Source organism: Streptomyces sp. NPDC091682, assembly GCF_044756625.1.
Classification (GTDB): domain Bacteria; phylum Actinomycetota; class Actinomycetes; order Streptomycetales; family Streptomycetaceae; genus Streptomyces.
In genome coordinates, this window is sequence record NZ_JBIVTH010000007.1 from 343253 (window position 1) to 368098 (window position 24846).

Genomic DNA, 24846 nt, shown 5'->3' on the forward strand with positions numbered 1-24846 from the left:
GGCTTTGGCGAGATATGTCAGGCCCGAGTTGCCCGGGAGTATGGCAAATTTTCACTCTATTTCAATGTTTCTCGGTGTCTAGATTTCTCATCGGATTGACCTGTTGCAGACAGCATCCGCGCAGATACATTCAGCCTCGGTCGACGCGTTCCGACGCAAGTTCTGACCCGGGATCGTGAAGTGCGTTCCTGCGCAAGGGCCAGTAATAGGGGAGTTAGGCATGGCTCAGGGCACCGTCAAGTGGTTCAACGCGGAGAAGGGCTACGGCTTCATCGCGGTCGACGGTGGTGCGGATGTGTTCGTCCACTACAGCGCCATCCAGATGGACGGGTACCGCACCCTTGAAGAGGGTCAGCGGGTCGAGTTCGAGATCTCGCAGGGCCAGAAGGGTCCGCAGGCGGACATGGTCAAGCTCGCACTCGGCTAGTCCTGGAGCGATCGACCACCGACGCACGGTCTTCAGTGAAGACCTGGAACACACACGAGGGGCCCACATCCTGGACACGGGATGGGGGCCCCTCGTGGTGTGCCCGGTAGTGGCCCGGTAACAGCGCAAGCCGCTTGCACTCGGAGGGGTCGAGTGCTAATCATTGGCGTTAGCACTCTCCGGTTGAGAGTGCTACTGAACGAGGACCGGGTCGGTGAGGCCCGCAGGGTCCGGCGGGAAGGAACCGTCGGGCACGCAGGCCGTCCGTCGCGGGCGCGGGCGCGGTCCAGGAGCAATCCACCGCTGTCCGGGAGGACCACTTCAGATGGCCAAGATCATTGCGTTCGACGAGGAGGCCCGCCGCGGCCTCGAGCGTGGGATGAACCAGCTCGCCGACGCCGTCAAGGTCACCCTTGGCCCCAAGGGTCGCAACGTCGTCCTTGAGAAGAAGTGGGGCGCCCCCACGATCACCAACGATGGTGTTTCCATCGCCAAGGAGATCGAGCTCGAGGACCCGTACGAGAAGATCGGCGCCGAGCTGGTCAAGGAAGTCGCCAAGAAGACGGACGACGTCGCCGGCGACGGTACGACCACCGCCACCGTTCTCGCCCAGGCGCTCGTCCGCGAGGGCCTGCGCAACGTGGCCGCGGGTGCGAACCCGATGGCCCTCAAGCGCGGTATCGAGAAGGCCGTCGAGGCCGTCTCCGCCGCCCTGCTCGCCCAGGCGAAGGATGTCGAGACCAAGGAGCAGATCGCTTCTACGGCCTCCATCTCCGCCGCCGACACCCAGATCGGCGAGCTCATCGCCGAGGCCATGGACAAGGTCGGCAAGGAAGGCGTCATCACCGTCGAGGAGTCCCAGACCTTCGGTCTGGAGCTGGAGCTCACCGAGGGCATGCGCTTCGACAAGGGCTACATCTCGGCGTACTTCGCCACCGACATGGAGCGCATGGAGTCGTCCCTCGACGACCCGTACATCCTGATCGTCAACTCCAAGATCGGCTCGGTCAAGGACCTGCTGCCGCTCCTGGAGAAGGTCATGCAGTCCGGCAAGCCGCTGCTGATCATCGCCGAGGACGTCGAGGGCGAGGCGCTCTCCACCCTCGTCGTCAACAAGATCCGCGGCACCTTCAAGTCCGTCGCCGTCAAGGCCCCGGGCTTCGGTGACCGTCGCAAGGCCATGCTCGGTGACATCGCCATCCTCACGGGCGGCACGGTCATCTCCGAGGAGGTCGGCCTCAAGCTGGAGAACGCCGGTCTCGACCTGCTCGGCCGCGCCCGCAAGGTCGTCATCACCAAGGACGAGACCACCATCGTCGACGGTGCCGGTGACAGCGACCAGGTCCAGGGCCGCGTGAACCAGATCCGCGCCGAGATCGAGAACTCCGACTCGGACTACGACCGCGAGAAGCTCCAGGAGCGCCTCGCGAAGCTGGCCGGCGGCGTGGCCGTCATCAAGGCCGGTGCCGCGACCGAGGTCGAGCTCAAGGAGCGCAAGCACCGCATCGAGGACGCCGTTCGCAACGCGAAGGCGGCCGTCGAGGAGGGCATCGTCGCCGGTGGTGGCGTGGCCCTGCTGCAGGCCTCCGCGGTCTTCGAGAAGCTGGAGCTCGAGGGTGACGAGGCGACCGGCGCCAACGCCGTGAAGCTCGCCCTGGAGGCCCCGCTCAAGCAGATCGCCGTCAACGGTGGTCTCGAGGGTGGCGTCGTCGTCGAGAAGGTGCGCAACCTGCCGATCGGTCACGGCCTGAACGCCGCGTCCGGCGAGTACGTCGACATGATCGCCGAGGGCATCATCGACCCGGCGAAGGTCACGCGCTCCGCGCTGCAGAACGCCGCGTCGATCGCCGCGCTGTTCCTGACGACCGAGGCCGTCATCGCCGACAAGCCCGAGAAGGCCGGTGCCCCCGCGGGCGGCGGCATGCCGGGCGGTGACATGGACTTCTGATCGACCCCGGCTCCGGCCACTGGTTGATCGGCTGTTCTCGAACGAGGGCGGCACCCCCACGGGGGTGCCGCCCTCGGGCGTTTCCCGGACGGGGTCTCAGGCGGCGGGGTGTGCGATGAAGGTGACCTCTTCGCGGTCTTCGTCGAGGGCGATGGTCAGACCCGCGTCCAAGGCGTGAGCGAGGCGGCGCAGTAGCGGCAGCGTGGGCACCGCGTCGGCGCCCTCCACCCGGGAGACCTTCGCCTGCGTGAGCCCGGCCCGCTCGGCCAACTGGGCCTGGGACAGGCCCAGCGCCTTGCGCCGCTCGTAGACGGCCTTGGCGAACGCCATGGCCAGCCGGATCTCAGCTCGCTCGGCCCGCACCTCGGCCGACTCGACGTACCCCTGTGCGGCCGTCTTCTCGCGGGTCAGCTTCCAGCGGGTGTGGTTCATGACGGGCCCCTTTCGTCCGGGATCCGGCGTTCCGGCCGGTCAGAAGCCGGTGGTGTCGATCGCGAAGTCGAACGGTTCCGGGACGTGCAGGGGCTCGCCGAAGGACACCGTCGTACGGGAGCGGTACCCGTGCGGGGAGGGGTCCCAGAAGCAGGTGATCTCCGAGTCCTGCATGTCGACGACCAGGTAGACCGGTACGAGGCGTCCGTAGACGTCGAGCTTCTCGTTCCAGTCGGCGTCCTTGGTCGACAGGGAGGTGAACTCGGCGACCAGCGACAAGGCCGCCCCGTCCGCGTGGCGGCCCTCTTCGCCGAAAGAGGCCTCGTCCGCGACGAAGAGGTCGGGGCCGTAGGCGCGCTCCGCTGTCGGGAAGCTGAAGAGGAAGGGCGACGTCTCCGCGAAGTGCCCCTTGGGCGCGTGCGCCTCGATCTGCTTGCGAAGCGCGCGCATGGGACGCAGGTAGCGCAGCGCGGAAAACGGCGACACGACGATCTTCCCCCGGATGAGCTCGGCCTTGAAGCCGTCTGGCGTGTCCATCTCCTCGACGGTGCGCAGGAGTGTTTCGAACGTTGGCGGCGACAGAGTCCCTATGGGTGTGGCCCGTTCGATCATGGTCGTCACCGTCGTCCTCCGGGGCGTGCCGTGCCGTGGGTGTGTGCCTCGTCCCAGGCTAGCGACGGCGGGGCCGCCGTGCCCGGCCTATGGGACGTGCCACCCGTGGGTGCGGCGGGTTTGGTTGACTGGTCGCATGAGCGATCTCTTCGTCAAGATCTGCGGACTCAAGACCGCGCACGACGTCGACGTGGCCGTGGCCGCCGGGGCGGACGCCGTCGGGTTCGTCTTCGCGCCCGGGAGCCCGCGGACCGTGGACGCCGCCACCGCGCGGGAGCTCGCCGCACGGGTGCCCGCCGGGGTGCTCACCGTGGGCGTCTTCCGGGGGCAGTCGGTGGCGGAAGTGCGGCGGTTCGCCGAGGAGAGCGGTGTGCGGGGCGTGCAGCTGCACGGCGAGGAGGGGCCCGAGGACTTCGCGGCGCTGCGGGCCGAGGGCCGGACCCTGCTGCGGGCCACCGCCGAGCGCGTGGAGTGCTGCGGTGAGTACGGCGAGGACCTGCTGTTGCTGGACGCGCCCGACCCGGGCTCCGGCAAGCCGTGGAACTGGGGTGCGGCGGACTTCGCCGCGCCCGAGGGGCGCTGGCTGCTCGCCGGCGGGCTGAACCCGGGCAACGTGGGGGAGGCGCTCGCGGCCACCGGGGCGTGGGGCGTGGACGTGTCCAGCGGGGTGGAGCGCGAGCGCGGCGTGAAGGACCCCGACCTGATCCGCGCCTTCATCGCGGCGGCCCGCGCCTAGTTTTCCGTATCGATCGTTACGGAAATCGTGCCCTCCGGGCGGGGCTCGGCAGCCCCGGCTCCGCCGCCGCGCGCCGGGTGACCGGGCGCGTGGTCGACGCCACCGGGGGCTCCGCGCTCTGACCGCCTACCCGGCACCGGGTCGGCGTCACCGGGCGAACTCCTTGAGGGGTTCGGTGTCGAGGGTGATGTCCACCGGGGCGGGGACCGTGACGGAGGCCCCGTCCGGGAGGGAGGGGCTGTCGCGGTACGAGCCGTCTTCGGGATCGCTGTGGACCGTCAGCGTGCAGCTTTCCCGGTCGATGAGCAGGTGGACCGGGATCCCGGCCGCCGCGTACCCGTCCCGCTTCTCCTTCCGGTCCCGCCGGTCGGTGTCCGCGTCGTGGGAGGTCACCTCCAGGACCATCAGCACGCCCTTCGGGTCGGCCCACTCGCCTCCGTCCGGTACGAACGGGGCACAGGCTAGGGGCATATGCGCGCCCTGACGTCGTCTTTGGGGAGGCTTCCCCCGATCGGATGGGGCCCGGTCGGGAACGGCGGCGGCCGGTCGATAGGGTCCCACTCGGGGGGATCATGGAAATGGAACGACCGCGACCGGTGCGGCTCTTGGGACACCTCGCATGTGCTGCCGCCGCAGCGTTCGCGGCGGTGGCGGCCCTGTACCTGGTCCTCCTGGCGAAGCTGGTGCTCGCCGACGCCCCCGTCCGCGTGTGCGGGATCGACAGCTGCCCGCGCGGCACGGGCGTCCTCGCGCTCCTCGCCCCGCTGTGCGCCGCCGCCGCGTGGCTGCTGTGGCGCACACCGAGGAAGCGCGGCCACGGCCGCCCCCCGGTGTACGTCCGCGTGATCGCAGGCTGCGTGGCGCTGGCCGCGCTGGGGCCCGGCTGGTCGGGCTTCGAGCAGGTGCGCGGCCCGCAGCTGGACCTGTCCGGGTGGCAGCAGCCGGTGCATCCGGCGGCGGCCCCGGTCGGCGTCTGGGCGCTCGCGCCCGGAAGGCTCGTACGGGCCCGCACGGACGGGCTCGTCGCCTACAACGGGGAGGGCCGCAGGGGTTGGCGGCTGCCCGCCCCGGAGCGCACGCCGCTCTGCGCGCTCAGCCGGACGATCTCGTCGGGCACCGGCCTCCTCGCGTACGGGGAGAGCGTGGGCACGTGCGGCTCGCAGGTCGTCGCCGTGGACCTGGTCGAGGGCCGGGTCCGCTGGACCCGGGACACCGGCCGGGCCCTGGTGGCCGCGGCGGGCCCGAGCGCCGTCGTAGCGGACCGGGACACGGTGACCGGCCTCGACCTGCGCGGCGGCCAGGAGCTCTGGCGGGTCCCGGTCCCGGCCGACTGCACGGTGAAGGCCGTCGACGGCTCGGACCAACGCGCCCTCTACGTGGAGGAGTGCGGCGACGCCGCCCGGATCACGGCCGTCGACGCCCGTACGGGGACCCGCGTCTGGCAGAGCGCGCTGCCGACGGCGAGCCGGCTGCGCGAGGTGCGGGTGTTGTCCGCCGTCCCGCCGGTCCTGCGCGTCACGGAGACCGCCGAGAAGGGCATGGACGGGGTGCTGCTGCTCGACGACACGGGCCGTGTGCGGGGCTCGATACCCGCCTCGGGTCCGGACGGGGACCTGCTGTCCGAGCCGTCGCCGGTGCTGACCGGAGACCTGCTGGTCACCGCGGTGAAGCAGGGGGAGGGGAACGGCGTGTCCGCCTACTCCCTCACCGACGGCCGGCTGCTGTGGCACGCGGGCGTCGGCGACGACGAGGTCCACGGGCTGGCCCCGACCGGCCCGGGCGAGGTCGGCGTGGTGACCTCGGACCGCTGGTGGACGTACCTCACCCACCGCGGCCTGGGCGACGGCGGGCGCAGGGCGGTCCCCACGGTCCTGCGCGACCTGCCCCTGGGCGAGCGGTTCGCGTTCTATCCCGGGCCGCCCGGCTCGTACGTCTTCGTCAACCTGGACCGCAAGGGCCTGCTGCCGCCCCTCTTCGACATCGACCCGGTCTTCGGCTGGTGACGGTCGGCGCGTACCGAGCGCGGCGCGGCCGTACGCGCACGACCCGCCCCCCGGTCACGCGTCCGAGAGCCCCCACCTCCCGTACTGGCCGTTGCCGAAGGCGCCGTCCCCGGTGGCCCGGCCGTCCGCCTCGACGTACTCGACGTCGGGCATCTCGCGCAGGGCCTCGACCTGTTCGGGGCTGAGCCGGGCGGAGAAGCCGTGCAGGACGGCGCGGTAGATGTGCATCGGGGTGGCGCCGACCCGGTCCGCCACCTCGGCCGGGTCGCTGTCTTCCCGCACGGTGACGATGTACGTGGCGTGGTCGGCGGCGGGGGCCGTGTGCGGTACGGGTTCCCGCACCTCGGCGGTGGCCGCGGCGACGGGCAGGGCGGCGACGGCGGCCAGTACGGCGACGGCCACGGGCAGGGCTCGGCTCAGGCGGATGCGCATGGCCCGAGGCCATCACGGGCGGCGGGACCGGTCAACGACGCCCGCGGGTGTGGCGGGGGCACGGGCGGCGCACCGGCCGTGCGCTCCCTGGTCCGGGGGCGGGCCGTACGGGTGATCTGGCCGCGTCGACGCGCCCACCCGACGGACAACCAGGTGAGCCGGTGATTCAACCCGCCGAGAGGTGGCACCGATGGAGCTGGGGGCCGCCCTCGCAGGAGCACCCGGTGCCGTCCGTGAGGGCGGCGGCTCCCCCGTGCCTTCCCGCCACCCGTCAGGGAGTTCCTTCCATGCGCCTGCTCGCCCGCCTGGCCGCCGCCGCCCTCCTCACCGTCCCCCCGGTCGCCGCTGGTACGGCCTCCGCCGCGGCCCCGGAGCCGACCCCGGCGCCGCTGAAGACCGCCGCCAACCCGGTGCCTGGCGAGTACATCGTGACGTTGGAGAAGGGGGTGGACGCGGCCGGGGCCGCGCAGGAGCTGGGCCTGGAGCCCTCGTTCGTCTACACCTCGGCGCTCAACGGCTTCGCCGTCCCGCTGACCCCGCTCCAGCTGACGACCGTCCGCAACAGCCCGGGGGTGGCCTCGGTGGAGGAGGACGCGACGGTCCGGCCCGTCCCGCGGCCGAGCACCGTGACCGGCACCCGGGTCCCGGCGAACTCGTGGGGCCTGGACCGGATCGACCAGGAGAAGCTGCCGCTGGACAACGACTTCACCGTCGCGGGCGACGGCGCCGGCGTGACCGCCTACATCCTCGACACCGGCATCGACTACCAGCACAGCGAGTTCGGCGGGCCGGCCGGCACCCGTGCCGCCTTCGGCTTCGACGCCGTCGACGGCGGGCGCGACGGCCAGGACTGCAACGGCCACGGCACGCACGTCGCGGGCACGGTCGCCGGACAGACGTACGGAGTGGCGCGCCGGGCCAACGTGGTCAGCGTCCGCGTTCTCAGCTGCGACGGCACGGGCACCTTCTCCGGGATCATCGCGGGCCTGGACTGGGTGGCCAGGAACGCCCGGCAGCCGGCGGTCCTGAACGTCTCCTTGGGCGGGGACAGGTCCGAAGCGGTGAACAACTCCGCCAACGCGGTCACCGACGCGGGTGTGCTGCCGATCGTGGCGGCGGGCAACTCCGCGAAGGACGCCTGCCTGGTCTCCCCGGCCTCCGCGCCGAAGGCCTTCACGGTGGCGGCGAGCGACCGGTCCGACGAGGAGAGCTCCTTCTCCAACCACGGCGAGTGCGTCTCCCTCTACGCGCCGGGCGAGGACATCGTCTCCGCCCAGCTCGACGGCGGCAGCATCTCCCACAGCGGCACCTCGATGGCCGCGCCGCACGTGACCGGTGTCGCGGCCCTCTACAAGGCCGCGAACCCGACGGCGGCTCCGCAAGCCGTCGCCGATTTCCTCAAGGACAGGTCCACCAAGGACGTCCTGAGCGGTGTCAGCCCGCTCACCCCGAACCGCCTGCTCTTCACCGGCGGGCTCTGATCCGGGCCCGCGCCCGGCTCACGCCCCCGCCGCGCGGAACCGGGCGAGGAGAGCGGCGGCCTGCGGGGCGTCCGCGTCGAAGAACTGTTTGGCGAGGGCGGGCGGGACGGCCGGTCCGTGCATGCGCACCTCGTGGCAGCTGAAGCAGAACGCGGCCTCCATCAGGACCGGTTCGAGGGAGTCGTCGTAGGCGCGCACGCTCCATCCGGGTGCGAAGCCGCACCGGTGCTGCCCGCTGCCGGGCAGGGTCCCGATGAGCGCGAGGGCGTCGGTCACCTCGTCCCCCGACCAGTGGGCGACCGGCCTGCCCGGGTACGGGGCGCCCGCCTCGGTCGGGAGGGCGGATATCCGTACCACCTCGATCAACGCGGTACCGGTCACGACTTCGGTGGGCAGTTGCATGAACCCAGTCTCCCCGGCCCCCTGTCGGGCCGGGGAGTCCGGGCCTCAGAAGCCGGTGCCGGTGCCGGTGCCGAAGCCGGTGGCCCCCCTGTCCTCCTCCACGGTCTCGACGTCCGGCATCTCGCGCAGGGCCTCGACCTGGGCGGGGCTGAGCCGGGCGGAGAAGCCGTGCAGGACGGTGCGGTAGACGTGGACCGGGGTGACGCCGACGCGCTCGGCCACCTCGGCCGGGTCGACGCCCTCCCGCACGGTGACGACGTACGTGGCGTGGTCGGCGGGGGCCGTGTGCGGTACGGGTTCCGGCACGTCGGTGGTGGCCGCGGCCGCGGGCGTGGCGACGGCGGCCAGTGCGGTGACGGCCGCGGGCAGGACTCGCTTCAGGCGGTTGCGCATGGTCCGAGGCGATCACGGGCGGCGGGGCCGGTCAACGACGCCCGGGGGTGTGGCGGATGCACGGCGGGCACCGGCCGCGCGCTCCCTGATGTGGGGGGCGGACGTACGGGTGAATCTCGCACGAGTTTCCGGGGGTGGGGCGGAGCGGGCTGCGGCCCGGGCGGCGCAAGGGACTAACCCTTTCTGCAGCGTACGCGACAGGCCATGTCGACGTGGCGATCGGACGATCGGCCAGGTGGCGGCGGAGGTTCAAGCCGCGCCGAGGAGGTGCCCGATGCAAAGGGGGGCCGCACCCGCGGAGGACTCCAGATCGCGGGGGCGGCTCTTCCACGCCGACCTTCCAAGCACGTCAGGGAGCTCCTTCCATGCGTCTGCTCGCACGTCTGGCCACCGCTGTCCTCCTCACCGTCACTCCCGTCGCGGCCGGTACGGCCTCCGCCGCGGCCCCGGAGCCGACCCCGGCGCCGCTCCACACGTCCGCGAACGCCATCTCGGGCAGCTACATCGTCAGCCTCGACAAGAAGGTGGCCCCGGCGGCGTTCGCGAAGCGGCTGGGCCTGACGGCGAAGTTCACCTACACCAAGACGATCAACGGCTTCGCGGCGTCCCTCACGGCGGAGCAGCTGAAGACCGTCCGTGGGACGGCCGGTGTGGCGTCCGTGACGCAGGATGCGACGGTGACCGTGCCGCCGACCCCCGTGAAGGGGGTCGGGACCAAGTCGCCCTCCAACTCCTGGGGCCTGGACCGCATCGACCAGCGGTTCCTGCCGCTGGACGGCAACTTCAGCGCCAACCGCAGTGGGCAGGGCGTGACGGCGTACATCGTCGACAGCGGCATCGACTACCGGCACCCCGATTTCGAGGGCCGTGCACGGCCGGGCTTCGACGCGATCGGGGGCGGCCTCAACGGCGGGGACTGCAACGGCCACGGCACGCACGTCGCGGGCACGGTCGGCGGTTCGACCTTCGGCGTGGCGCGCAAGGTGACCCTGGTCAGCGTCCGGGTCCTCGGCTGTGACAACCGGGGTTCCTGGGCGGGCATCATCGCGGGCTTCGACTGGGTGGCCAACAACATCCGGCAGCCGGCCGTCCTGAACGCCTCGCTGGGCGGCGGCCGGCTCGAAGCGGTCAACGCGGCCGCGACCGCCGTGTCCGACCGGGGCGTGCTGCCGGTCATCGCGGCGGGCAACGACAACATCGACGCCTGCCGGGTCTCGCCCGCCTCCGCCGAGCGCGTGGTGACGGTCGGCGCGACGAACCGCTTCGACGAGGAGACCGACTTCTCGAACTGGGGCACCTGCCTGGACCTCTACGCCCCCGGCAAGGACATCATCTCGGCGCGTCTGGGCGGCGGCAGCGTGGCCCTGGACGGTACGTCCATGGCCGCGCCGCACGTCACCGGTGTGGCCGCGCTCTACAAGTCGGAGCACCCGAACGCGCTGCCGGCGGAGGTGACGGACTTCCTGGACGAGGTGTCCACGAAGGACATCGTCCAGAACCTTAGCGCCGACAGCCCGAACAAGCTGCTGTTCACCGACGGTCTCTGACCGCTCAGAGCGACCCGACGAACCGGGCCCAGGCCTGCGCGTGGAACACCACGTGCGGGCCTTCGGGCTGCTTGGAGTCCCTCACGGGGACGAGGTGGGGGTGGCCGTCGGCCACTTCGAGGCAGTCGCCGCCAGTGCCGTCGCTGTACGTCGACTTCCGCCAGGTGGCCATCTCCAGGCAGTCGCCGCCGCTGCCGCCGCTGTAGCTGGACTTCAGCCACGTGGCTGCTGACAGGTCGTACTCAGGCGTGCTGGTCATGTTCGTAATCCTCCGCCACGGACTCGATCAAAGCCAGCGATTCGCTGGGTGACAGCGCGCCGGCCGTGAGGAGATCGTAGGTCAGCGAATGGCGTGCCACGGTTGCCGGATCGTCCAGAAGCACCCCTATGGCGTTGCCTTGGACATATGCCAGAGGAGGAGCGTCCTCGAAGGTCATCAGCTTCAGGGTGCCGCCCATGGACGAATGTGCTCCTGCACTGAACGGCAGTACCTGCACGAAGATCCGGCGTGCACGGATCAGGGTTGTGATGTGACGTAGGACCTCGGCCATCACTGCCCGGCTGCCGACGACTCGTCGAAGAGCTGATTCGTCGAGTACACACCAGAACAACGGGGTTGTTGGATCACTGAGGACACCGGCCTGGTCCAGCCGGTTCTGCACCAGCTCGGAGATGACCTCCTCGGTGGCCGTTGGCTGGTAGGCGATGAAGACAGCCCGGGCGTATGCCTTCGTCTGGAGCATCCCGGGCAGCGCCAAGGGCGCGTACTCCCGGATCGTCTTCGCTTCCGCTTCCGCTTCAGCAGCCTCCGCGAAGTGGTTCGGGTACTTCGACTTGGCCAGTGCCCCGCAGTTGCGGGCGAAGAAGCCGTCCGTGCCGAGGATCTCGTCGATCTGTTTGGCGTATTCGAGGTGCATGCGACGCGTGCCCGATTCGAGCTGGCCGATGAACGCGCCGCTGACGAAGAGCCGTTCGCCGAGTTCGGCCTGGCTCATGCCCGCGCGTTCGCGCGCCACGCGCAGTTCCGCGCCCAGGAGGGCGCGGGGTGAGGAGGAGGGATCGAGGTTCTTTCGTGGCATGGCAACTCCCTGAGCAACATGTCCGGTTGTTGAGGGGCCCTCACTTGAAAGGCTAGTGAGCACGTCGCCACTCTGTGTGAAGAAGTTGGATACTCAGAGTGGAAAGGTGACATGTCATGGTGCTCTCCCCACAGGAGCGCATGCAGGCGGCCGAAGAGGCCGTCCAGCAGCTGCGGAACTCGCTCGCCGGGGTCGGGGTGCTGCTCCCCTCGCTGGACGTGGACCGGGTCTCCGCCGCCGGCACGTACGGCCTGCCGCTGGTCGACCTCGGCCGCTGCAACCTCGACACCGCGCTCCGGCTGGCCGCCGTATTGCACGAGCGGGCGGCGGGCGCGTGAGCGGGTCCGTGGAGGCGGTGAACTTCGCCTTCGAACTCGGCTGGAAGCTGCGCGGGTTGGAGACGGCCCTCGCCGCCGGCGCGTGGAGGCGTGGAGGCATGGGACTGTCCGTGCGCGTGGAGGGCGAAGAGTGCGGCACGCTCTGGACGGCCGTCGGGGACGACGGGGAGCGGCGGGAGGCGCGGACGGCCGCCACGGCGGACGAGGCGACCGCGCTGGTACAGGAGGCCTTCGGGCTGACCGCGTGGCGCCCCAAGCCGCCTCCGCCGCCAGGCTGGCATCGGTTCACCCTGATCCACTGCCCGGTGGGGGAGCAGCCGAGCTACGAGCGCATCGAGGCGCGGCCGCCGCAGGGGTGCGTGGTCGAGTACGTCGGCGGGTACTTCGGGCTGCGCTGCGAGCGGCCGGGGGCGCGGCTACTGGACGCCGTCGCCGAGACCTGCCGGGAGGTCCGGACGGAGCACGGGCTGCTCATGTCCGACCTCGGCATCGAGAAGCTGTGGGAGTGGTCGCAGGACGGCACGGACGGCTGGGGTGCCGAGATCGTGGGCCAGTTGCTGCTGATGGCCGCCGAGCGCGGGCCGAAGCTCGGTTACGGGGTCGATGACCTGGTGTCGTTCTTGCGTACTGCCGCGGGCTGAGCCGTATTCGCCAGCCGTATTCAGCTGGTGATGCGTTCGCCGTCGTAGGAGCCGCCCACGCAGTTGTAGACGCCAGTGGCGGAGTCGTACTCCACGGTTCCGTGGTGGGCTTCGCACGTCGGTCCGGGGACCGTCGGTACGGCGCCCTGTGCAAGGGGGGCCGAGGCGCCGAAGACGGCCAGTACGAGGGCGGCGGTGACCGCGAGAATTCGGGTGCGCATGGGATTCCTCCGGGGTCGAGCAACTTCAACGCATCGACACCAGCCTCCCTCTGCGGTGGGTCGTGCGCACCCTGGCCGGGCGCACGAGGGGGCGCACAAGGGGGCGCTCGAGGGGCGCCGCTCGCGGTCGAGCGGCAGGCTGGTGTTATGGCGAATGCGCCCGAGGTATCTGTGGGACCGCCTGGAGACCTCGGCTTGCGGCCGGTTTCGGTCGGCGGCAGGCGGGTCGGCAAGGCCGGCTCCCTCAAGGAACTCCGAAAGATCCTGGACCGTGCCGGCGTGGAACCGGGGCACGAGATCCACTGGATCGGCGGAGACCACACTGTCTGGCCGGACGTGGCGTGGGTGCGGCGAACCATTTGCTTCTTCATGGTCGTCGGCCTCCTCGCGACGGCGTGTCCGCTCTTCCGGATCGGCATGTCGGACAGCGGCGATGCCCTCTCGTACGCCGGACGGATCGCGGGACTCACCATCCTCGCCGTGTCCATGGTGGAGGTGGCGGCCGCCCTGGCCGCCATCGACTACTGGACCAAGCGTCGGTGGCGTTACTCGGGAGTGGTCGTTCTGGTCGGAGTCGTGATCTCCCTCCTCTGCAGCATCGCCCTGCTCCTGCTGCAGATCGGCGAGCGGTTCACCGGTTACACCATGGTCGGGATAGCCCTCTGTGTCTGGTCCTCGGTGGCCCTGTTCGGACTTATCAAAGCCGGGGCGTGGAAGGGGCTCCGCGTTCCCAGGAAGGTTGCGATCGGGTTGATAATTTCCACCCTCCTCGCCACCGCCAACCTTGCGTATTCGCAGATCTATGTTCCCTTCGTGACGATGCCGCTGATCCAGAGTGGGGCCGAGTTCAAGGAGTCGAACATGGAGAAGGGGTCGCAGCGGGTGTATGTGACGGTGCGTCTCTTCGTGAGGAACGCCGGCCAAGTGCCCGTCTACGTCCTCGGCAGCATCTACTGGGTCCACGGCGTGCCTGCGAACAGCAAGTTCGACGCCAAGCCTGGCGCGACCGACTTGATTTACGATGGCGAGTTCGTCTCGCCGGTCGGCCGCGTACTGCATCCAGGGGAAGAGATCGCCCAGGACGCGGTCATCGAGATAGACGGCGCGGTTCCTCACAAGTACGAAGCGGTCAGGGCCCGGACCGAGGTATACGTGATCAGGAAAGACAGAATGAGGCTGACCGCGGCATACGAGCGCTCCATGAAGACGGCGAAGGAGCTCAAGGAGGACTGCCAGCCGGGGGATCCGACCGATGCGAAGTACCGGTACCGGACCGGGATCTCGAACAGCAGCGAAGTCCTGAACGTGACCCGCGGCCCACAGCGCATCACCCTGTGGAGGACCGGCGGCAAGAATCCGCACGTCATCGTGGACGTGTCGCCACCGGATGAACGGATCCCCTTCGACCCGCGAAACCCCAGCAACAACGAAGAGAAGGCCGGTGACCGGTACGGTCTCTCGCAGGTGCGCGGCTCTACGGCGGAGACGCCCTACACGGAGCTCCTGGAAAAGGCCAGCGCCATCGAAAAGGGCGCGACCCCGCCCGCGACCGCGACCCCGACTCCGACCCCGTTCCAGCCCCCGCCCCAGCCTTGGTGACTCCCCCTCACGCCGGGGCGTCGGTGCGCAGGCGGGCGTGCAGGTGTTCGTCGTGCCAGCCGTCCGCGTGCAGGAGGGCGCCGCGCATGGTGCCCTCCAGGGGGAAGCCGGCCTTCGTCGCGATGGCGCAGGAGGCCGGGTTCGCCACGGAGTGGGTGATCCGGATCCGGTGCAGGCCGAGGTCCTCGAACGCCCAGCGGCTGACGCGTTCCGTGGCCGCCACCATGGCCCCGCGGCCGCGCCCGGCGGGCAGCAGCCAGTACAGGATCTCGCCGCTGCCGCCCGCCAGGTCGAGGTCGCCGATGCCGATGAGCCCGACGGCCGGGCCGCCGGTGGCGACGGCCCAGATCGCGGCTTCCTCGTCCTGCCAGCGGGCGTGCCAGTGGGCGATCCGCTCCTCGGCCTCGGCCGGAGTGAGGAGGGCGGGTCGGTTCCAGTGCCGGATGTCCGGGTCGAGGCAGGACTCGACGAGCGCGGGGACGTCGTGGAGCGCCCAGGGGCGCAGCAGCAGGCCGCCCGGCAGCTCGAGCTCAGGCTGCGGCAGGGCGCGCATCCGGCCGGCGGGGACCACGGGAGGTATGGAGTTGATCATCTCCGCATCATGCCCGTGCCCGCATCGCGAAGGACCCGCGGCGCGCATGCGCATGCGCAGGACGAGCGCGTAGGGCGAGTCCGGGGCGGGACCTGATGGACCGCGGGGCGATCCGGACCCCCCACCCAACGGATGCGGCGAAGCCGAGTGCTGATCCTTCGCGGTGCTCCTACCGCGACTCGAGGAAGTGAACCTCGCGGGGCCTGACCTCCAGGTCGCTCAGGCCGTCGGGCGTCGCGCCCAACCCGCGGGCAAGGCCGGCCGTCGCCCGGAAGGCGCCCTCGGACTCGAACGCGCCGGTGGTGACGACGGCGGCGCCGTCCGGGGTGACCCAGACCCCGACGGACAGGAAGCCCGGCTGTTGCCGTAGCGCCTCGGCGACCCGGTGGCACTTGGCGACGAACGCATCGACGTGCTCGGGGGCCGGGTAGTGGAAGGCAACGAAACCGAATGACATGACGGTGTCCTCTCTCGCGTTATACGATGCCGTACAACGCGAGGCTAGACCTGTTGTACGGCTTCGTACAACAGGTTCGACAGGGTGAGGTGGGCCACAGATGGGCGCATTGCGCACACCGCGCGAGAAGTGGGTCGAGGAGGGACTGCGGGCGCTGGCCGCGGGCGGTGCGGAGGCCGTGCGGGTCGAGGCGCTCGCCAAGGCGTTGGGGGTGACCAAGGGCGGCTTCTACGGGTACTTCGCCGACCGCGACGCACTACTGGCCGAGATGCTGGACACCTGGGAGCGCGAGAGCGTGGACGATGTGATCGACCAGGTCGAGCGGGAGGGCGGCGACGCGCGGGACAAGGTCCGCCTGGCGGGGCGGCTCACCTTCTCCAGCGACCGCCTGCTGCCCATCGATCTGGCCGTCCGCGACTGGGCCCGCCGCGACCACACCGTCGCGGAGCGCCTGCGCCGCGTGGACAACAAGCGCATTCAGTTGGCGCGCGACGCGATCGGCACCTTCTGCGACGACCCCGACGAGGTCGAGGCCCGCGCTCTGCTCGCCTTCTGCATGGCCATCGGTAGCCACTTCCTCGCTGCCGACCACCCCGGCACCACCCGCGACCCGGTCATCGCCCGTGCTGCCGACATCATCCTCGACCTAGGCGTCGCCACACCCGCTTAGGCGGGGACCCGTTCCTTCGGGGGCGTTCCGGTGGTGGCCGTGGCGGCGTTCGGGTCCTGGTCTGCGTCCGGGTCGGTGTCGAGGTCGGTCAGCATCTGGCGGGTGAAGCCGAAGAAGTAGGTGGCGACGAAGCCCACCAGGTAGCCGACCAGCAGGCCGCCCGCGTAGATCGCGAGGGTGGTGCCCGCACTGGACTTGCCGTCGAGCAGCGGGAACAGGGCCCAGCCCGAGGGGCCGATGGCGCTGGAGCCGAAGGCGACGCCCAGTTGGTGGAAGAGGCCGACGAAGGCGCCGCCGGCCGCGCCGCCGATGCAGGCGGTGACGAAGGGGCGGCCCAGCGGCAGGGAGACGCCGTAGATCAGCGGTTCGCCGACGCCCAGGAAACCGGCCGGGAGCGCGGACTTGATGGTGGCGCGGAGCGAGCCGTTGCGCGGGAGCCGGTAGTAGACGGCGATGGCCGCGCCGACCTGGCCCGCGCCCGCCATGGCGAGGATGGGCAGCAGGACGGTGTAGCCGTCCTGCTCGATGAGGGTGGTGTGGAGGGGGATCAGGGCCTGGTGCAGGCCGAGCATCACGAGGGGGAGGAAGAGGCCGCCCAGGACCAGGCCCGCGAAGGCGCCGCCGGTGGCGAGGAGCCAGTTCGCGAAGGTGCCGATGGCGGCGGAGGCCTCACCGGCGAGGTACATGAGGCCGAAGAGGGTCACGAGGCCCGAGATCAGCACGGTGAGCGTGGGTGTGACGAGGACGTCCAGGGTCTCCGGTACCCACCTGCGGCACCACTTCTCCACGTACACGGCGAGGAGGGCGGCGGCGAGCGCGCCGAGGACGCCGCCCTGGCCGGGCTTGAGCTCCAGGCCGAAGGCGTCGATCTTCGCGACGCCCGGGAAGACGATGATCGCGGCGACCGCGCCGCCCAGGACCGGCGTACCGCCGAACTCCTTGGCCGTGTTGTAGCCGACGAAGACCGCGATCAGGGACATGAAGCCGGAGGCGATGGCGGCGAGGGCGGGCACGACGGCGGGCACCCGGCCGAGGTTCGTCAGCAGGCCGTTCAGGCCGGCGATGATGCCGCAGCCGATCAGCGCCGGGATCAGCGGGACGAAGACGTTCGCGATCCGGCGCAGGAACAGCTTGAAGGGCGTGGCGTTGCGCGCCTTCTGGGCCTTTTTCAGTGCTGCGCCCTGAGCGGCGAGGTCGTCCGCGGTGATCGTGCGTGCGGGCGGGGCCGCCGGGGCTGCAGGGGCCGCAGGGGAAGGGGCGGTCGGGGCGGTCGGTGAGGGGGCTGCCGAGCGGGCTTCCGCTACGAGCGCCTCGAACTCCGGGGTCACGCGGGCGACGGTGCCCGGGCCCAGCACGATCTGGTAAGTGTCGTCCTCGACCACGCCGAGCACCGCGGGCAGGGCGCGCAGGGCCCCGTCCTGGACCAGCGAGCGGTCGCGCAGCGAGATGCGCAGGCGGGTCATGCAGTGCGAGATCGAGGTGATGTTGTCCGGGCCGCCGACCAGCGGAAGGATCGCGGCGGCGGTGGCGCGGTTCTTGTCAGTGGACATGTGGGATCGCCTTGGTTCGGGGGCGGGGTCAGCGGGTGTGGGCGGGGGCGAGTTCGAGGGCGGCGCGCAGGTGGCCCTGCGAGGCCGCGAGCAGGGCGGCGGCCGTGGGGCCGTCGACTCCGCCGAGGACGACGAGCACCGCGTTCTTCACCTCGCCGCCGGTGGCGGTCAGCGCGGCCTCGATCTCCGCGTCGGGTGCGCCGGTGGCCAGCGCCACGATGCGGCGGGCGCGGGCGTGCAGCTTCTCGTTCGAGGACCGCATGTCGACCATCAGGTTCCCGTACGTCTTCCCGAGGCGGATCATCGTGATGGTCGAGATGAGGTTGAGGACGAGCTTCTGCGCGGTGCCGGCCTTCAGGCGGGTGGATCCGGTGAGGAGTTCGGGGCCGACGACGACCTCGATGCCGTGGTCGGCGGCGGCGGCGAGGGCGGATCCGGCGTTGCAGGAGAGCCCGACGGTGAGCGCGCCGCGGGTACGGGCGAACTCGACGGCGCCGATCGCGTACGGGGTGCGGCCGGAGGCGGAGATGCCGACGACGGTGTCGTGCGGCCCGATCTCCAGCGCGGTGAGGTCCTCGGCGGCCAGCTCCTTCGAGTCCTCGGCCCCCTCGACGGCCTTGACCATGGCGGACGGGCCGCCCGCGATCAGACCGACGACGTCGGCCGGGTCGGTGTTGAAGGTGGGCGGGCACTCGCTGGCGTCCAGGACGCCCATCCGGCCGGCCGTGCCGGCGCCCGCGTAGACCAGCCGCCCGCCCCGGGCCATCCGCTCGGCGATCGCGTCGACGGCGGCGGCGATGTGCGGGAGCCGTGCGGCGACGGCGGCCGGGACGGTGGCGTCCTCGGCGTTCATGGTGCGGGCGATGTCGAGGGTGGACAGCCGGTCGATCTCGGCGAGGTCCTGGCGGAAGGCCTCGGTGGTGAGGGTGTCCAGCTGGGCGCGGAGTTCTTCGTAGGCGGTCATGTGACCTTCCCTGACGGGTGCGGGTCCCTGGCGGGTGCGGGTGGTGTGCGGGCTGGGCTGAAGTACCGGGGCTCCGTCCCGGACCCCGCGCCTCAAACTCCCCCAGCTACCGCTGGGAGGTGCCCCCTGACGGGGCTGGATGGGGCGGGGCCGGGTTTGCCGTTGTGGCGGTGGGCGAGGGCTTCGTAGGAGGCGGCGAGGGCGGGCGCGGCGGTTTCGTAGGTCTGCTGGGCGACGCCGACGAAGAGGCAGTCGACGACGAGCAGCTGGCTGGTCCGGCTGGACATGGCGGCCGGGCGCAACTGGGTCTCGCGGGCGGCCGAGGTGGCCAGTACGAGGTCGGCGTAGTGGGTGACGGGGCTGTTCGGGCGGCCGGTGAGGGCGAGGGTGGTGGCCCCGCGCTCGAAGGCGACGCGCAGTGGTTCGATCACGTCGCCGGTGCTGCCGGAGTGGGTGATCGCGACGGCGACGTCGCCGGGGCGGAGCTGGACGGCGCCCGTGACGGCCAGGTGGGGGTCGCTGTGGGCATGGGCGAGGAGGCCGATGCGCAGCAGCTTCTGGGCGAGGTCCTGGCCGACGAGGGCGGAGGCGCCGATGCCGTAGATGTCGATGCGGCGGGCGGTGGCGAGCGCGGTGACGGCGGCGGCGAGCTGGGTGAGGTCGAGGGCGGCGGCGGTGTCGGTGAGGGTCTGCGCCTCCTCGTGCGCCAGCTTGGCGACGACGTCCGCGAGCGGGTCGTCGACGGCTATGTCGACGGTGACGGCGGGGGCGGCGCCGGACTCCTGCTGGGCGGCGAGGGCGGCGAGCGCGAGGCGCAGGTCGCGGTAGCCGGGATAGCCGAGGAGGCGGGCGGTGCGGACGACGGTGGCCTCGCTGGTGCCCGTGCGTTCGGCGAGGGCGGAGACGGTGAGCCGGGCGCACGCGGCGGGGTCGGCGGCGACGGCGTCGGCGACGGCCTGCATGGAGCGGGTCATGGAGGGGCCGAGGCTGCGGATCCGGGCCCGGAGGGCGTGGGGCGGGGGAGCCGGGACGGCGCTTCCGGCAGGGCTTGCGGTGGCGCGTCCAGCAGGGCTTGCGGCGGGGCGTCCGGCAGGGACCGGCGGATGGCTGGCAGTTTCTTTCGCATTCTGGCTCACTTCTGAAATTTATTTTCAGGGTCGGGTCCGGTCAATACGCCATTGGGCCTGCGGAAAGAGGGCCTTCATCGCCGGGCCCTCGCGGGTCCACAATGGGCGCATGGACCACGCGACCCCCCTGGAGCAGGCGCTGCACGTCGCCCGCGCCCTCGTTCTCGCCGACCTCGCCGCCGGCGAGGTCGCCGATGCCGATGTCGTCTCCCTCGTCGAGGACTCGGTCACGCACCGCCGGTGGTGGGTGGAGCAGTGGCCGGAGGGCGTCGATTACCTTGCCGGACTCGTAGCCCAGGACGTGAAGGACTCGCTGCTGGAGAAGTACGGACGATGGCCGCTGTGCCCGGTCTGCAACCACGGTGAGCCGCACGCGCTGGACGTGGAGCCGGAGCTGGGACCCGACCCGCACTGGGTGTGTTCGGAGGCGGGCGTGAAGGTGGCCGCGATCGGCGGCCTGGGCCCGGTCTTCGGCCGCCGGTGAGCCGCCGGTGACCGTCTACATCGACCCGCCGACCTGGCCGGGCCACGGCCGCATGTGGTCGCACCTGGTCAGCGACGTCTCGTACGAGGAGCTGCACGCCTTCGCGGCGGGCATCGGCTGCCCGCCGCGCGCCTTCGAGCGGGACCACTACGACGTGCCCTCGTACCGGTACGCGGACGCGGTCGGCGCCGGCGCGGTGGAGATCGGCAGCAAGGAACTCGTGCGCCGCCTCACCGCGGCGGGCCTGCGCCGCCCGAAGGGCCGACCGGCGGCTTAGGCGCCCGTGCTCACCCGTGAGCACCTTGTCCGGCGGACCCGGCCGGCGGAGTCGTTTTCCGCACGAGGGCAGGAGCGCAGGAGCCGCCCCCGGCGATCTCGCTTTCGGTCCGGCGTCAGGCGATCCGCAAGACGCTCTTGCCGTGAGTGGCACCCTCGGCGAGCCGCCGTACGGCGGTGGCCACGTCCGCGAGGGGGTATTCGGCGGTGATGTCCACCCGTACCGTGCCGGCCGCAACGAGAGCGAGGGCGCGGCGGGCACTGTCCGCGAGGCGCTCGGGATGGGTGCGGCCGAGCAGGTTGCTGTTGTACGTCAGGAGCGATCTGCCGTGCATGAGCAGGTCACCCGCATCGGCCGGGACGGGCTCGAAACCCGCGAGGTTGCCGAAGACCACGAGTCGACCATGAGCCGCCAACTGTTCCGGAGCGGCGCGGCGAGCGGCACCGCCGACCGGGTCGAGGATCACGTCGAAGCGTTCGTCGTCGAGCCCGGCCGGGAAGTCCTCGCGCAATACGATGCGGTCGTATCCGAATCCGGCCGCGTATTCGGCCCTGGCGCGGCTACCCGCAACACCGACGATCCGGCCGGCCCCGGCCAGCCGGGCGAACTGGGCGGCCAGCGTGCCGACCGAGCCGGCCGCGGCATGGATCAACACGCTCTCACCAGGCCGAACCCGCGCGATGGTGTTGATCAGGTCATAGGCGGTCGGTGCGCCCCAACCCAGGCCCGCGGCAGTCCGCAGCGACAGGTCACCGGCCTCCAGGCTGAGCGCAGCGGGCGCCAAGACCACCTCGGCGTACGCACCTCCGGTGGTCAACGCCGCGACGGGCGCCCCGACACGGCCCGGGTCCACACCCTCACCGACCCCCACGATGTGCCCGGATGCCTCGAAGCCGGGAACGAAGGGCCGCTGCAAAGGGAAGTGACCCTCGCGAACCATGACGTCCCCCCACTGGACCCCGGCGTAGGCAACCTTGATCGCCACCTGGCCCGGACCGGGCACGGGTTCATCCACTTCAGCAGCGCAGTAACGGCCCTCGATGTCGAAGAGCACAACCTTCACAGTCACAACCCCTTGTGCTGACTCAGTATCCTTATAGTCGAGACAGTAGGTATGTAAGGTTCCTGAGTCAACCCATGAACCTGTTAGTGGAGTGGGAGCCCGTGGTGGAACCCCCGGTCGAGAAGTCCCTCTGTACCCGGATCAGAAGGTCCGAACAGGCGCTGATGGCGCATCACGAGGCGGTGCTGCGCACCTACGGGCTGACCATGACGCAGTACACCGTGCTGCTGACCCTCTCGCGCGAAGGTGGCATGTCCGGCGCCCAACTGGCCCGCTCCTGCGGGGTGACCCAGCAGAGCATGGGCAGTGTGCTGACCAATATGGAAGGCAAGGAACTCATTCACCGCGCAAGCTCCCCGGTGCACGCCAAAGTGCAGATCGCGACCTTGAGCGATGAGGGCCAGGCGCTCCTCGATCGCGCCTACAGGGAAGTGGACGTCCTTGAGCAGGCGCTCACCGATGCGTTCACACCCTCCGAACACGCCGCGCTCTGCGCACTGTTGGAACGAGCCACCACTGTCCTGATCGGGCAGACCCGCAACACGACCACCCCGCCCACCACCTGAACCGCCGGCCTACAGCCGAAACGTCTGCTCCTTCGCGGATGGCGCGACAGCGACCTCGAACCACCCATGCGCGGCGATGACATGGACTCGCGGGGCAGATTTTTTACAGCCTCTGAAGCGTTCCCCCGCCGCACAGGATGAAGATCAAGCTGCACGTCAGGAACTCGGGGTCGGGGCCGGGGTGGGGGCCGGGGCCGAGGTCGGCTCAGGGACGGTGTTGGGCTGGGCCGCGGGCGGGAGTTCCCAGACGTGGTCCGGGGTCGCGATCTTGGTGACGGTGTTGGCGATGAGGGAGCTCAGGCTGGCGAACTTCCCGTCGACGTCGGAGTTCACCACGATCACCATGGTGGCGCGGGCCTGCGGGAGGCGGACGGCGATGGTCTCGTAGCCGGGCAGCTCGCCGTTGTGGCCGATCCAGCCGTCGAGTTCGGCGATGCCGAGTCCGTAGCCCACGTCCGCGTGCCCGGTGGGCAGCATGCGCAGCCGCTGGGCCTGGGTGGCCGGTTCCAGCAGGCGGTCACCGTCGGGAAGCTTCCCGGTGACCAGGGTCGGGACCCAGGAGTGCAGGTCGTCCATGGTGGAGATCATCGCGCCGGCCGCCCAGCCCCAGGACGGGTTCCAGGTGGAGGCGTCGACGGTCGCGCCGTCCGGGGTGAAGTTCGTGTAGCCGTGCACGTACGGGGACGCGATCTCCGCGCCGGTCGGCAGCGAGGTCGAATCCAGGCCGGCCGGTTCGAAGACCTGCTGCTCCAGGTAGGTGTGCAGGGGCTGCCCGCTGACCTTCTCGACGAGCCGGCCGAGCAGCACGGTGTTGGTGTTGGAGTACTCCCAGCGCGCGCCCGGCGGGAAGTTCGCGGGGTGCCGGAAGGCGATGTCCAGCAGCTCCTGCGGGGTCCAGGCGCGGTGCGGGTCGGCCTTGAAGACGGCCGTCCAGCGCGGGTCCTCGGTGTAGTTGTAGAGGCCGCTGCGCATGTCGGCGAGCTGCCGGACGGTGATCTTCTCGCCGCCGGGCACGCCGTCGAGGTACGTCGAGATCGGCGCGTCCAGCCGTACCTTCCCGTCGTCGACGAGTTGGAGGACGCCGGTGACGGAGAAGGTCTTGGTGACGCTGCCGATGCGCGTGTGCATGTCGGTCTTGATGGGGGTGCCGGTGGCCTTGTCGGAGGTGCCGAAGGCGCGCACGTAGGGGTCCTCGCCGTCGATCCACAGGCCGACGCCCACCCCGGGGATGTCGGCCTTGCGCATGGCCGCGGTGATCGCGTCGTCGAGCTGCTCGGCGGTCGCCGGGTCGATGCCGACCCGGCCCGGCGGGGCGGCCGCGGGGGCCTGGCCCGCGCACAACGCGGTGAGCAGCAGGGAGGCGGCTGCCAAGACGGTGGGCGTCCGGTACCGGCCCATGGAGGATCACCTCTGACGCACGTCCCCGAGCGGTCCCCAGCTCCCCGAGCGGACCTTCCCATCGTAGGAAGCCGGATCCGGGGCGGCGACCGGGAACGGGCGTCCACCGGCGATCGGTCGCGGCGTTGTCGGTGGCGTCCGACATGATCGGCACCATGAACTCACCCGTGCCGCCGGTCCGCTCGTCCTGGGACCGCATCGACGGCTGGCTGCGCGAGCACGCCCCGACCTCGTACGAGAACCTCGCACGACCCGCCGACGCCGGCGCGGTCGAGGCGGCGCAGGCGGAGATGGGCCTGCGTTTCCCGGCCGACCTGGTCGACTCGCTGCTTTGCCACGACGGCCTCCTGCGCTGGGGCAGCGTCCTGCCGGGCCCGCCGCCGCAGTCGGTGGCGCAGATCGTGGCGCACTGGCGGGATGCGCAGCGAGATCGACGCTGACGACGAGGACCTCGGCGAGCCTTCCGAGCCGGGAGCCGAGCCCTGGTGGCACCCCCGGTGGATCCCGTGGGCCGAGAGCCACGGGACCGCGCAGGTGATCGACATGCGCGAGGGGCCGCAGCAGGGCCGGCTGGGTACGGCCTGCCACGACGACACCGCCCACTTCGAGGACGGGTGGCCCTCGCTGGCGGCGTACCTCGCGGAGGTGGCCGACGTACTGGACCACGGCGGCCTGGCCGACGGCTGCGCGCCCTACCTGATCGGTGACGGGGAGCTGTGGTGGGACCTGGAGGGGGAGACGGAGTTGAACGGCGAACCCCTCGTCCCGGCTCCGACCCCCGCACGTACCGCCGCACTCGCGGTCCGGGCCTCCTGGAGCCTGCCGGAACTGCTCGGGGAGCCGGTCCGTCCGGCGGGCGAGGACGCACTCGTCATCGAGGCACTGGCGCGCGACTGGTCGGTCGTCCTCCCGCCCGACTACGTGGCCGTGGCGAGCGCCTACGGAGACACGATGATCTCCGACTACCTGTACTTCTTCGGCGCCCGCGGCCTGCGCGCGTACGGGGAGCGCAACGCGCCGGGCGCGCCGTCCCCCTCGGTGCCCCATCCCGTCCTGCCCACCTCCGGCGGCGTCCTGGCCTTCGGCCACACGATCGAGGGCGACCGGCTGTTCCTGGTCCCGCACGCCGACGGCAGTTGGACGGTGTCGGCGTTCCGGCGCGGCTGGGCGGACTGGCACGACACGGGGATCGGCTTCGGCGAATGGTTCCGCGGAGCCCTCGCCGGGGTGCTCGCCACCGACTGGCTGCCGGAGTGGGAGCCGGGTCCGCACCCCCTGGAGCTCGGCCCGGACGCTCGCGCGGTGGCCTGACCACCCGTGGTGGCCGGCTGGCCGGCCAGCCGGCTGGCCGGCCACCGAAGTTCGACCCGGAGGACGACAAGGCTCGGCATGCGGTCGAGTGTGGGA

General features: G+C 71.1%; 31 protein-coding genes. 15 read left to right on the forward strand and 16 right to left on the reverse strand.

The genetic code is table 11. The features are described 5' to 3' along the window. The first annotated feature begins 220 nt into the window (after nt 1-220). Nucleotides 221-427, forward strand: a complete 207-nt coding sequence (locus tag ACIQK6_RS18985; protein WP_030009783.1) for a cold-shock protein — start codon at nt 221-223, stop codon at nt 425-427. Between the two features lie 325 nt (nt 428-752). Then, nucleotides 753-2375: a chaperonin GroEL gene (gene groL, locus ACIQK6_RS18990; protein WP_329100662.1), complete on the forward strand. Its 1623-nt coding sequence runs from the start codon at nt 753-755 to the stop codon at nt 2373-2375. A gap of 96 nt (nt 2376-2471) precedes the next feature. On the opposite strand, the gene ACIQK6_RS18995 is transcribed toward groL, so the two are convergent. Then, on the reverse strand, nt 2472-2807 hold the full coding sequence (locus tag ACIQK6_RS18995; protein WP_329100664.1) for a helix-turn-helix domain-containing protein: 336 nt from the start codon (nt 2805-2807) through the stop codon (nt 2472-2474). A gap of 39 nt (nt 2808-2846) precedes the next feature. Then, a complete protein-coding gene (locus ACIQK6_RS19000; protein WP_402695116.1) occupies nt 2847-3344 on the reverse strand; it encodes a Uma2 family endonuclease in 498 nt (165 codons plus the stop codon). Between the two features lie 211 nt (nt 3345-3555). Between ACIQK6_RS19000 and ACIQK6_RS19005 the strand changes: the two genes are divergently transcribed. Continuing rightward, nucleotides 3556-4155 carry a phosphoribosylanthranilate isomerase gene (locus tag ACIQK6_RS19005; protein ID WP_329100668.1) on the forward strand — a complete coding sequence of 200 codons (600 nt, stop codon included), beginning with the start codon at nt 3556-3558 and terminating at the stop codon, nt 4153-4155. Nucleotides 4156-4302: 147 nt separating this feature from the next. Here the strand turns inward: ACIQK6_RS19005 and ACIQK6_RS19010 are convergent, their stop codons facing one another. Beyond that, nucleotides 4303-4626 (reverse strand): Uma2 family endonuclease, encoded by a 324-nt coding sequence (locus tag ACIQK6_RS19010; protein WP_402695117.1) that lies wholly within the window; start codon nt 4624-4626, stop codon nt 4303-4305. A 107-nt stretch (nt 4627-4733) separates the two neighbouring features. On the opposite strand from ACIQK6_RS19010, the gene ACIQK6_RS19015 reads away from it, so the two are divergent. Further along, the gene (locus tag ACIQK6_RS19015) at nt 4734-6158 is read left to right on the forward strand and encodes a PQQ-binding-like beta-propeller repeat protein (protein ID WP_329100670.1); all 1425 of its coding nucleotides are present in this window, start codon (nt 4734-4736) and stop codon (nt 6156-6158) included. A gap of 54 nt (nt 6159-6212) precedes the next feature. On the opposite strand, the gene ACIQK6_RS19020 is transcribed toward ACIQK6_RS19015, so the two are convergent. Beyond that, nucleotides 6213-6590, reverse strand: coding sequence for a protease inhibitor I9 family protein (locus tag ACIQK6_RS19020; RefSeq protein ID WP_329100672.1), 378 nt, complete (start codon nt 6588-6590; stop codon nt 6213-6215). Nucleotides 6591-6877: 287 nt separating this feature from the next. On the opposite strand from ACIQK6_RS19020, the gene ACIQK6_RS19025 reads away from it, so the two are divergent. Beyond that, nucleotides 6878-8071, forward strand: coding sequence for a S8 family peptidase (locus ACIQK6_RS19025; protein ID WP_329100674.1), 1194 nt, complete (start codon nt 6878-6880; stop codon nt 8069-8071). An 18-nt stretch (nt 8072-8089) separates the two neighbouring features. Here the strand turns inward: ACIQK6_RS19025 and ACIQK6_RS19030 are convergent, their stop codons facing one another. Both ACIQK6_RS19030 and ACIQK6_RS19035 read right to left on the reverse strand, forming a co-directional pair. Beyond that, on the reverse strand, nt 8090-8473 hold the full coding sequence (locus ACIQK6_RS19030; RefSeq protein ID WP_329100676.1) for a hypothetical protein: 384 nt from the start codon (nt 8471-8473) through the stop codon (nt 8090-8092). Between the two features lie 45 nt (nt 8474-8518). Continuing rightward, nucleotides 8519-8866: a protease inhibitor I9 family protein gene (locus tag ACIQK6_RS19035; protein ID WP_402695118.1), complete on the reverse strand. Its 348-nt coding sequence runs from the start codon at nt 8864-8866 to the stop codon at nt 8519-8521. A gap of 365 nt (nt 8867-9231) precedes the next feature. Between ACIQK6_RS19035 and ACIQK6_RS19040 the strand changes: the two genes are divergently transcribed. Beyond that, nucleotides 9232-10413 carry a S8 family peptidase gene (locus tag ACIQK6_RS19040; RefSeq protein ID WP_329100680.1) on the forward strand — a complete coding sequence of 394 codons (1182 nt, stop codon included), beginning with the start codon at nt 9232-9234 and terminating at the stop codon, nt 10411-10413. Nucleotides 10414-10417: 4 nt separating this feature from the next. Here ACIQK6_RS19040 and ACIQK6_RS19045 read toward each other — a convergent pair whose 3' ends face one another. After that, the gene (locus ACIQK6_RS19045) at nt 10418-10672 is read right to left on the reverse strand and encodes a DUF397 domain-containing protein (RefSeq protein ID WP_402695119.1); all 255 of its coding nucleotides are present in this window, start codon (nt 10670-10672) and stop codon (nt 10418-10420) included. Then, nucleotides 10656-11492 (reverse strand): Scr1 family TA system antitoxin-like transcriptional regulator, encoded by an 837-nt coding sequence (locus ACIQK6_RS19050; RefSeq protein ID WP_402695120.1) that lies wholly within the window; start codon nt 11490-11492, stop codon nt 10656-10658. Before ACIQK6_RS19050 ends, ACIQK6_RS19045 begins: the two co-directional genes overlap by 17 nt. Nucleotides 11493-11608: 116 nt before the next feature. Here ACIQK6_RS19050 and ACIQK6_RS19055 point away from each other — a divergent pair, with 116 nt between their 5' ends. Both ACIQK6_RS19055 and ACIQK6_RS19060 read left to right on the forward strand, forming a co-directional pair. Beyond that, nucleotides 11609-11830: a hypothetical protein gene (locus ACIQK6_RS19055; protein ID WP_402695121.1), complete on the forward strand. Its 222-nt coding sequence runs from the start codon at nt 11609-11611 to the stop codon at nt 11828-11830. After that, nucleotides 11827-12471 carry a hypothetical protein gene (locus ACIQK6_RS19060; RefSeq protein WP_402695122.1) on the forward strand — a complete coding sequence of 215 codons (645 nt, stop codon included), beginning with the start codon at nt 11827-11829 and terminating at the stop codon, nt 12469-12471. Before ACIQK6_RS19055 ends, ACIQK6_RS19060 begins: the two co-directional genes overlap by 4 nt. A gap of 20 nt (nt 12472-12491) precedes the next feature. Here ACIQK6_RS19060 and ACIQK6_RS19065 read toward each other — a convergent pair whose 3' ends face one another. Beyond that, nucleotides 12492-12692, reverse strand: a complete 201-nt coding sequence (locus ACIQK6_RS19065) for a hypothetical protein (RefSeq protein WP_402695123.1) — start codon at nt 12690-12692, stop codon at nt 12492-12494. Between the two features lie 147 nt (nt 12693-12839). Between ACIQK6_RS19065 and ACIQK6_RS19070 the strand changes: the two genes are divergently transcribed. Beyond that, nucleotides 12840-14291, forward strand: a complete 1452-nt coding sequence (locus tag ACIQK6_RS19070) for a hypothetical protein (RefSeq protein WP_329100691.1) — start codon at nt 12840-12842, stop codon at nt 14289-14291. 7 nt (nt 14292-14298) lie between these two features. Here the strand turns inward: ACIQK6_RS19070 and ACIQK6_RS19075 are convergent, their stop codons facing one another. Further along, nucleotides 14299-14883 carry a GNAT family N-acetyltransferase gene (locus ACIQK6_RS19075; RefSeq protein WP_329100693.1) on the reverse strand — a complete coding sequence of 195 codons (585 nt, stop codon included), beginning with the start codon at nt 14881-14883 and terminating at the stop codon, nt 14299-14301. 169 nt (nt 14884-15052) lie between these two features. Further along, entirely contained in the window at nt 15053-15340 is a 288-nt protein-coding gene (locus ACIQK6_RS19080; RefSeq protein WP_329100695.1) for an antibiotic biosynthesis monooxygenase, read from the reverse strand. A 100-nt stretch (nt 15341-15440) separates the two neighbouring features. Between ACIQK6_RS19080 and ACIQK6_RS19085 the strand changes: the two genes are divergently transcribed. Next, nucleotides 15441-16010 carry a TetR/AcrR family transcriptional regulator gene (locus tag ACIQK6_RS19085; RefSeq protein WP_329100697.1) on the forward strand — a complete coding sequence of 190 codons (570 nt, stop codon included), beginning with the start codon at nt 15441-15443 and terminating at the stop codon, nt 16008-16010. Here ACIQK6_RS19085 and ACIQK6_RS19090 read toward each other — a convergent pair. The 3 genes from ACIQK6_RS19090 to ACIQK6_RS19100 form a co-directional block, all read right to left on the reverse strand. Further along, nucleotides 16007-17560: a PTS transporter subunit EIIC gene (locus tag ACIQK6_RS19090; protein ID WP_329100699.1), complete on the reverse strand. Its 1554-nt coding sequence runs from the start codon at nt 17558-17560 to the stop codon at nt 16007-16009. The genes ACIQK6_RS19085 and ACIQK6_RS19090 overlap by 4 nt on opposite strands. A 28-nt stretch (nt 17561-17588) precedes the next feature. Further along, complete coding sequence (murQ, locus tag ACIQK6_RS19095; RefSeq protein ID WP_329100701.1) at nt 17589-18524, reverse strand: N-acetylmuramic acid 6-phosphate etherase; 936 nt, start codon at nt 18522-18524, stop codon at nt 17589-17591. 92 nt (nt 18525-18616) lie between these two features. Continuing rightward, nucleotides 18617-19519, reverse strand: a complete 903-nt coding sequence (locus ACIQK6_RS19100; RefSeq protein ID WP_329107820.1) for a MurR/RpiR family transcriptional regulator — start codon at nt 19517-19519, stop codon at nt 18617-18619. Between the two features lie 241 nt (nt 19520-19760). Here ACIQK6_RS19100 and ACIQK6_RS19105 point away from each other — a divergent pair, with 241 nt between their 5' ends. Further along, on the forward strand, nt 19761-20135 hold the full coding sequence (locus ACIQK6_RS19105; RefSeq protein WP_329100703.1) for a hypothetical protein: 375 nt from the start codon (nt 19761-19763) through the stop codon (nt 20133-20135). Between the two features lie 7 nt (nt 20136-20142). Then, nucleotides 20143-20412 (forward strand): DUF4031 domain-containing protein, encoded by a 270-nt coding sequence (locus ACIQK6_RS19110; RefSeq protein WP_030387344.1) that lies wholly within the window; start codon nt 20143-20145, stop codon nt 20410-20412. A gap of 115 nt (nt 20413-20527) precedes the next feature. Here the strand turns inward: ACIQK6_RS19110 and ACIQK6_RS19115 are convergent, their stop codons facing one another. Beyond that, nucleotides 20528-21481 (reverse strand): zinc-binding alcohol dehydrogenase family protein, encoded by a 954-nt coding sequence (locus ACIQK6_RS19115; RefSeq protein WP_329100707.1) that lies wholly within the window; start codon nt 21479-21481, stop codon nt 20528-20530. Between the two features lie 68 nt (nt 21482-21549). Between ACIQK6_RS19115 and ACIQK6_RS19120 the strand changes: the two genes are divergently transcribed. Beyond that, nucleotides 21550-22041, forward strand: coding sequence for a MarR family transcriptional regulator (locus ACIQK6_RS19120; RefSeq protein ID WP_329100710.1), 492 nt, complete (start codon nt 21550-21552; stop codon nt 22039-22041). 156 nt (nt 22042-22197) lie between these two features. Here the strand turns inward: ACIQK6_RS19120 and ACIQK6_RS19125 are convergent, their stop codons facing one another. Further along, nucleotides 22198-23439 (reverse strand): serine hydrolase domain-containing protein, encoded by a 1242-nt coding sequence (locus tag ACIQK6_RS19125; protein ID WP_329100712.1) that lies wholly within the window; start codon nt 23437-23439, stop codon nt 22198-22200. A gap of 155 nt (nt 23440-23594) precedes the next feature. Here ACIQK6_RS19125 and ACIQK6_RS19130 point away from each other — a divergent pair, with 155 nt between their 5' ends. Beyond that, nucleotides 23595-23879: a hypothetical protein gene (locus ACIQK6_RS19130; protein WP_402695124.1), complete on the forward strand. Its 285-nt coding sequence runs from the start codon at nt 23595-23597 to the stop codon at nt 23877-23879. Next, complete coding sequence (locus ACIQK6_RS19135; RefSeq protein WP_402695125.1) at nt 23857-24750, forward strand: hypothetical protein; 894 nt, start codon at nt 23857-23859, stop codon at nt 24748-24750. Before ACIQK6_RS19130 ends, ACIQK6_RS19135 begins: the two co-directional genes overlap by 23 nt. Nucleotides 24751-24846 lie beyond the last annotated feature (96 nt).

Excerpts from the sequence above, each read along its gene's own strand:
- ACIQK6_RS18995 (WP_329100664.1), bottom strand. The coding sequence starts at position 2,807 with ATGAACCACACCCGCTGGAAGCTGACCCGCGAGAAGACGGCCGCACAG.
- groL (WP_329100662.1), top strand. The coding sequence starts at position 753 with ATGGCCAAGATCATTGCGTTCGACGAGGAGGCCCGCCGCGGCCTCGAG.
- ACIQK6_RS19055 (WP_402695121.1), top strand. The coding sequence starts at position 11,609 with ATGGTGCTCTCCCCACAGGAGCGCATGCAGGCGGCCGAAGAGGCCGTC.
- ACIQK6_RS19045 (WP_402695119.1), bottom strand. The coding sequence starts at position 10,672 with ATGACCAGCACGCCTGAGTACGACCTGTCAGCAGCCACGTGGCTGAAG.
- ACIQK6_RS19070 (WP_329100691.1), top strand. The coding sequence starts at position 12,840 with ATGGCGAATGCGCCCGAGGTATCTGTGGGACCGCCTGGAGACCTCGGC.
- ACIQK6_RS19030 (WP_329100676.1), bottom strand. The coding sequence starts at position 8,473 with ATGCAACTGCCCACCGAAGTCGTGACCGGTACCGCGTTGATCGAGGTG.
- ACIQK6_RS19080 (WP_329100695.1), bottom strand. The coding sequence starts at position 15,340 with ATGTCATTCGGTTTCGTTGCCTTCCACTACCCGGCCCCCGAGCACGTC.
- ACIQK6_RS19105 (WP_329100703.1), top strand. The coding sequence starts at position 19,761 with ATGGACCACGCGACCCCCCTGGAGCAGGCGCTGCACGTCGCCCGCGCC.
- ACIQK6_RS18985 (WP_030009783.1), top strand. The coding sequence starts at position 221 with ATGGCTCAGGGCACCGTCAAGTGGTTCAACGCGGAGAAGGGCTACGGC.
- ACIQK6_RS19000 (WP_402695116.1), bottom strand. The coding sequence starts at position 3,344 with ATGGACACGCCAGACGGCTTCAAGGCCGAGCTCATCCGGGGGAAGATC.
- ACIQK6_RS19010 (WP_402695117.1), bottom strand. The coding sequence starts at position 4,626 with ATGCCCCTAGCCTGTGCCCCGTTCGTACCGGACGGAGGCGAGTGGGCC.
- ACIQK6_RS19135 (WP_402695125.1), top strand. The coding sequence starts at position 23,857 with ATGCGCAGCGAGATCGACGCTGACGACGAGGACCTCGGCGAGCCTTCC.
- ACIQK6_RS19015 (WP_329100670.1), top strand. The coding sequence starts at position 4,734 with ATGGAACGACCGCGACCGGTGCGGCTCTTGGGACACCTCGCATGTGCT.
- ACIQK6_RS19035 (WP_402695118.1), bottom strand. The coding sequence starts at position 8,866 with ATGCGCAACCGCCTGAAGCGAGTCCTGCCCGCGGCCGTCACCGCACTG.
- ACIQK6_RS19085 (WP_329100697.1), top strand. The coding sequence starts at position 15,441 with ATGGGCGCATTGCGCACACCGCGCGAGAAGTGGGTCGAGGAGGGACTG.
- murQ (WP_329100701.1), bottom strand. The coding sequence starts at position 18,524 with ATGACCGCCTACGAAGAACTCCGCGCCCAGCTGGACACCCTCACCACC.
- ACIQK6_RS19075 (WP_329100693.1), bottom strand. The coding sequence starts at position 14,883 with ATGATCAACTCCATACCTCCCGTGGTCCCCGCCGGCCGGATGCGCGCC.
- ACIQK6_RS19040 (WP_329100680.1), top strand. The coding sequence starts at position 9,232 with ATGCGTCTGCTCGCACGTCTGGCCACCGCTGTCCTCCTCACCGTCACT.
- ACIQK6_RS19050 (WP_402695120.1), bottom strand. The coding sequence starts at position 11,492 with ATGCCACGAAAGAACCTCGATCCCTCCTCCTCACCCCGCGCCCTCCTG.
- ACIQK6_RS19090 (WP_329100699.1), bottom strand. The coding sequence starts at position 17,560 with ATGTCCACTGACAAGAACCGCGCCACCGCCGCCGCGATCCTTCCGCTG.
- ACIQK6_RS19125 (WP_329100712.1), bottom strand. The coding sequence starts at position 23,439 with ATGGGCCGGTACCGGACGCCCACCGTCTTGGCAGCCGCCTCCCTGCTG.
- ACIQK6_RS19005 (WP_329100668.1), top strand. The coding sequence starts at position 3,556 with ATGAGCGATCTCTTCGTCAAGATCTGCGGACTCAAGACCGCGCACGAC.
- ACIQK6_RS19025 (WP_329100674.1), top strand. The coding sequence starts at position 6,878 with ATGCGCCTGCTCGCCCGCCTGGCCGCCGCCGCCCTCCTCACCGTCCCC.
- ACIQK6_RS19020 (WP_329100672.1), bottom strand. The coding sequence starts at position 6,590 with ATGCGCATCCGCCTGAGCCGAGCCCTGCCCGTGGCCGTCGCCGTACTG.
- ACIQK6_RS19065 (WP_402695123.1), bottom strand. The coding sequence starts at position 12,692 with ATGCGCACCCGAATTCTCGCGGTCACCGCCGCCCTCGTACTGGCCGTC.
- ACIQK6_RS19130 (WP_402695124.1), top strand. The coding sequence starts at position 23,595 with ATGAACTCACCCGTGCCGCCGGTCCGCTCGTCCTGGGACCGCATCGAC.
- ACIQK6_RS19120 (WP_329100710.1), top strand. The coding sequence starts at position 21,550 with ATGAACCTGTTAGTGGAGTGGGAGCCCGTGGTGGAACCCCCGGTCGAG.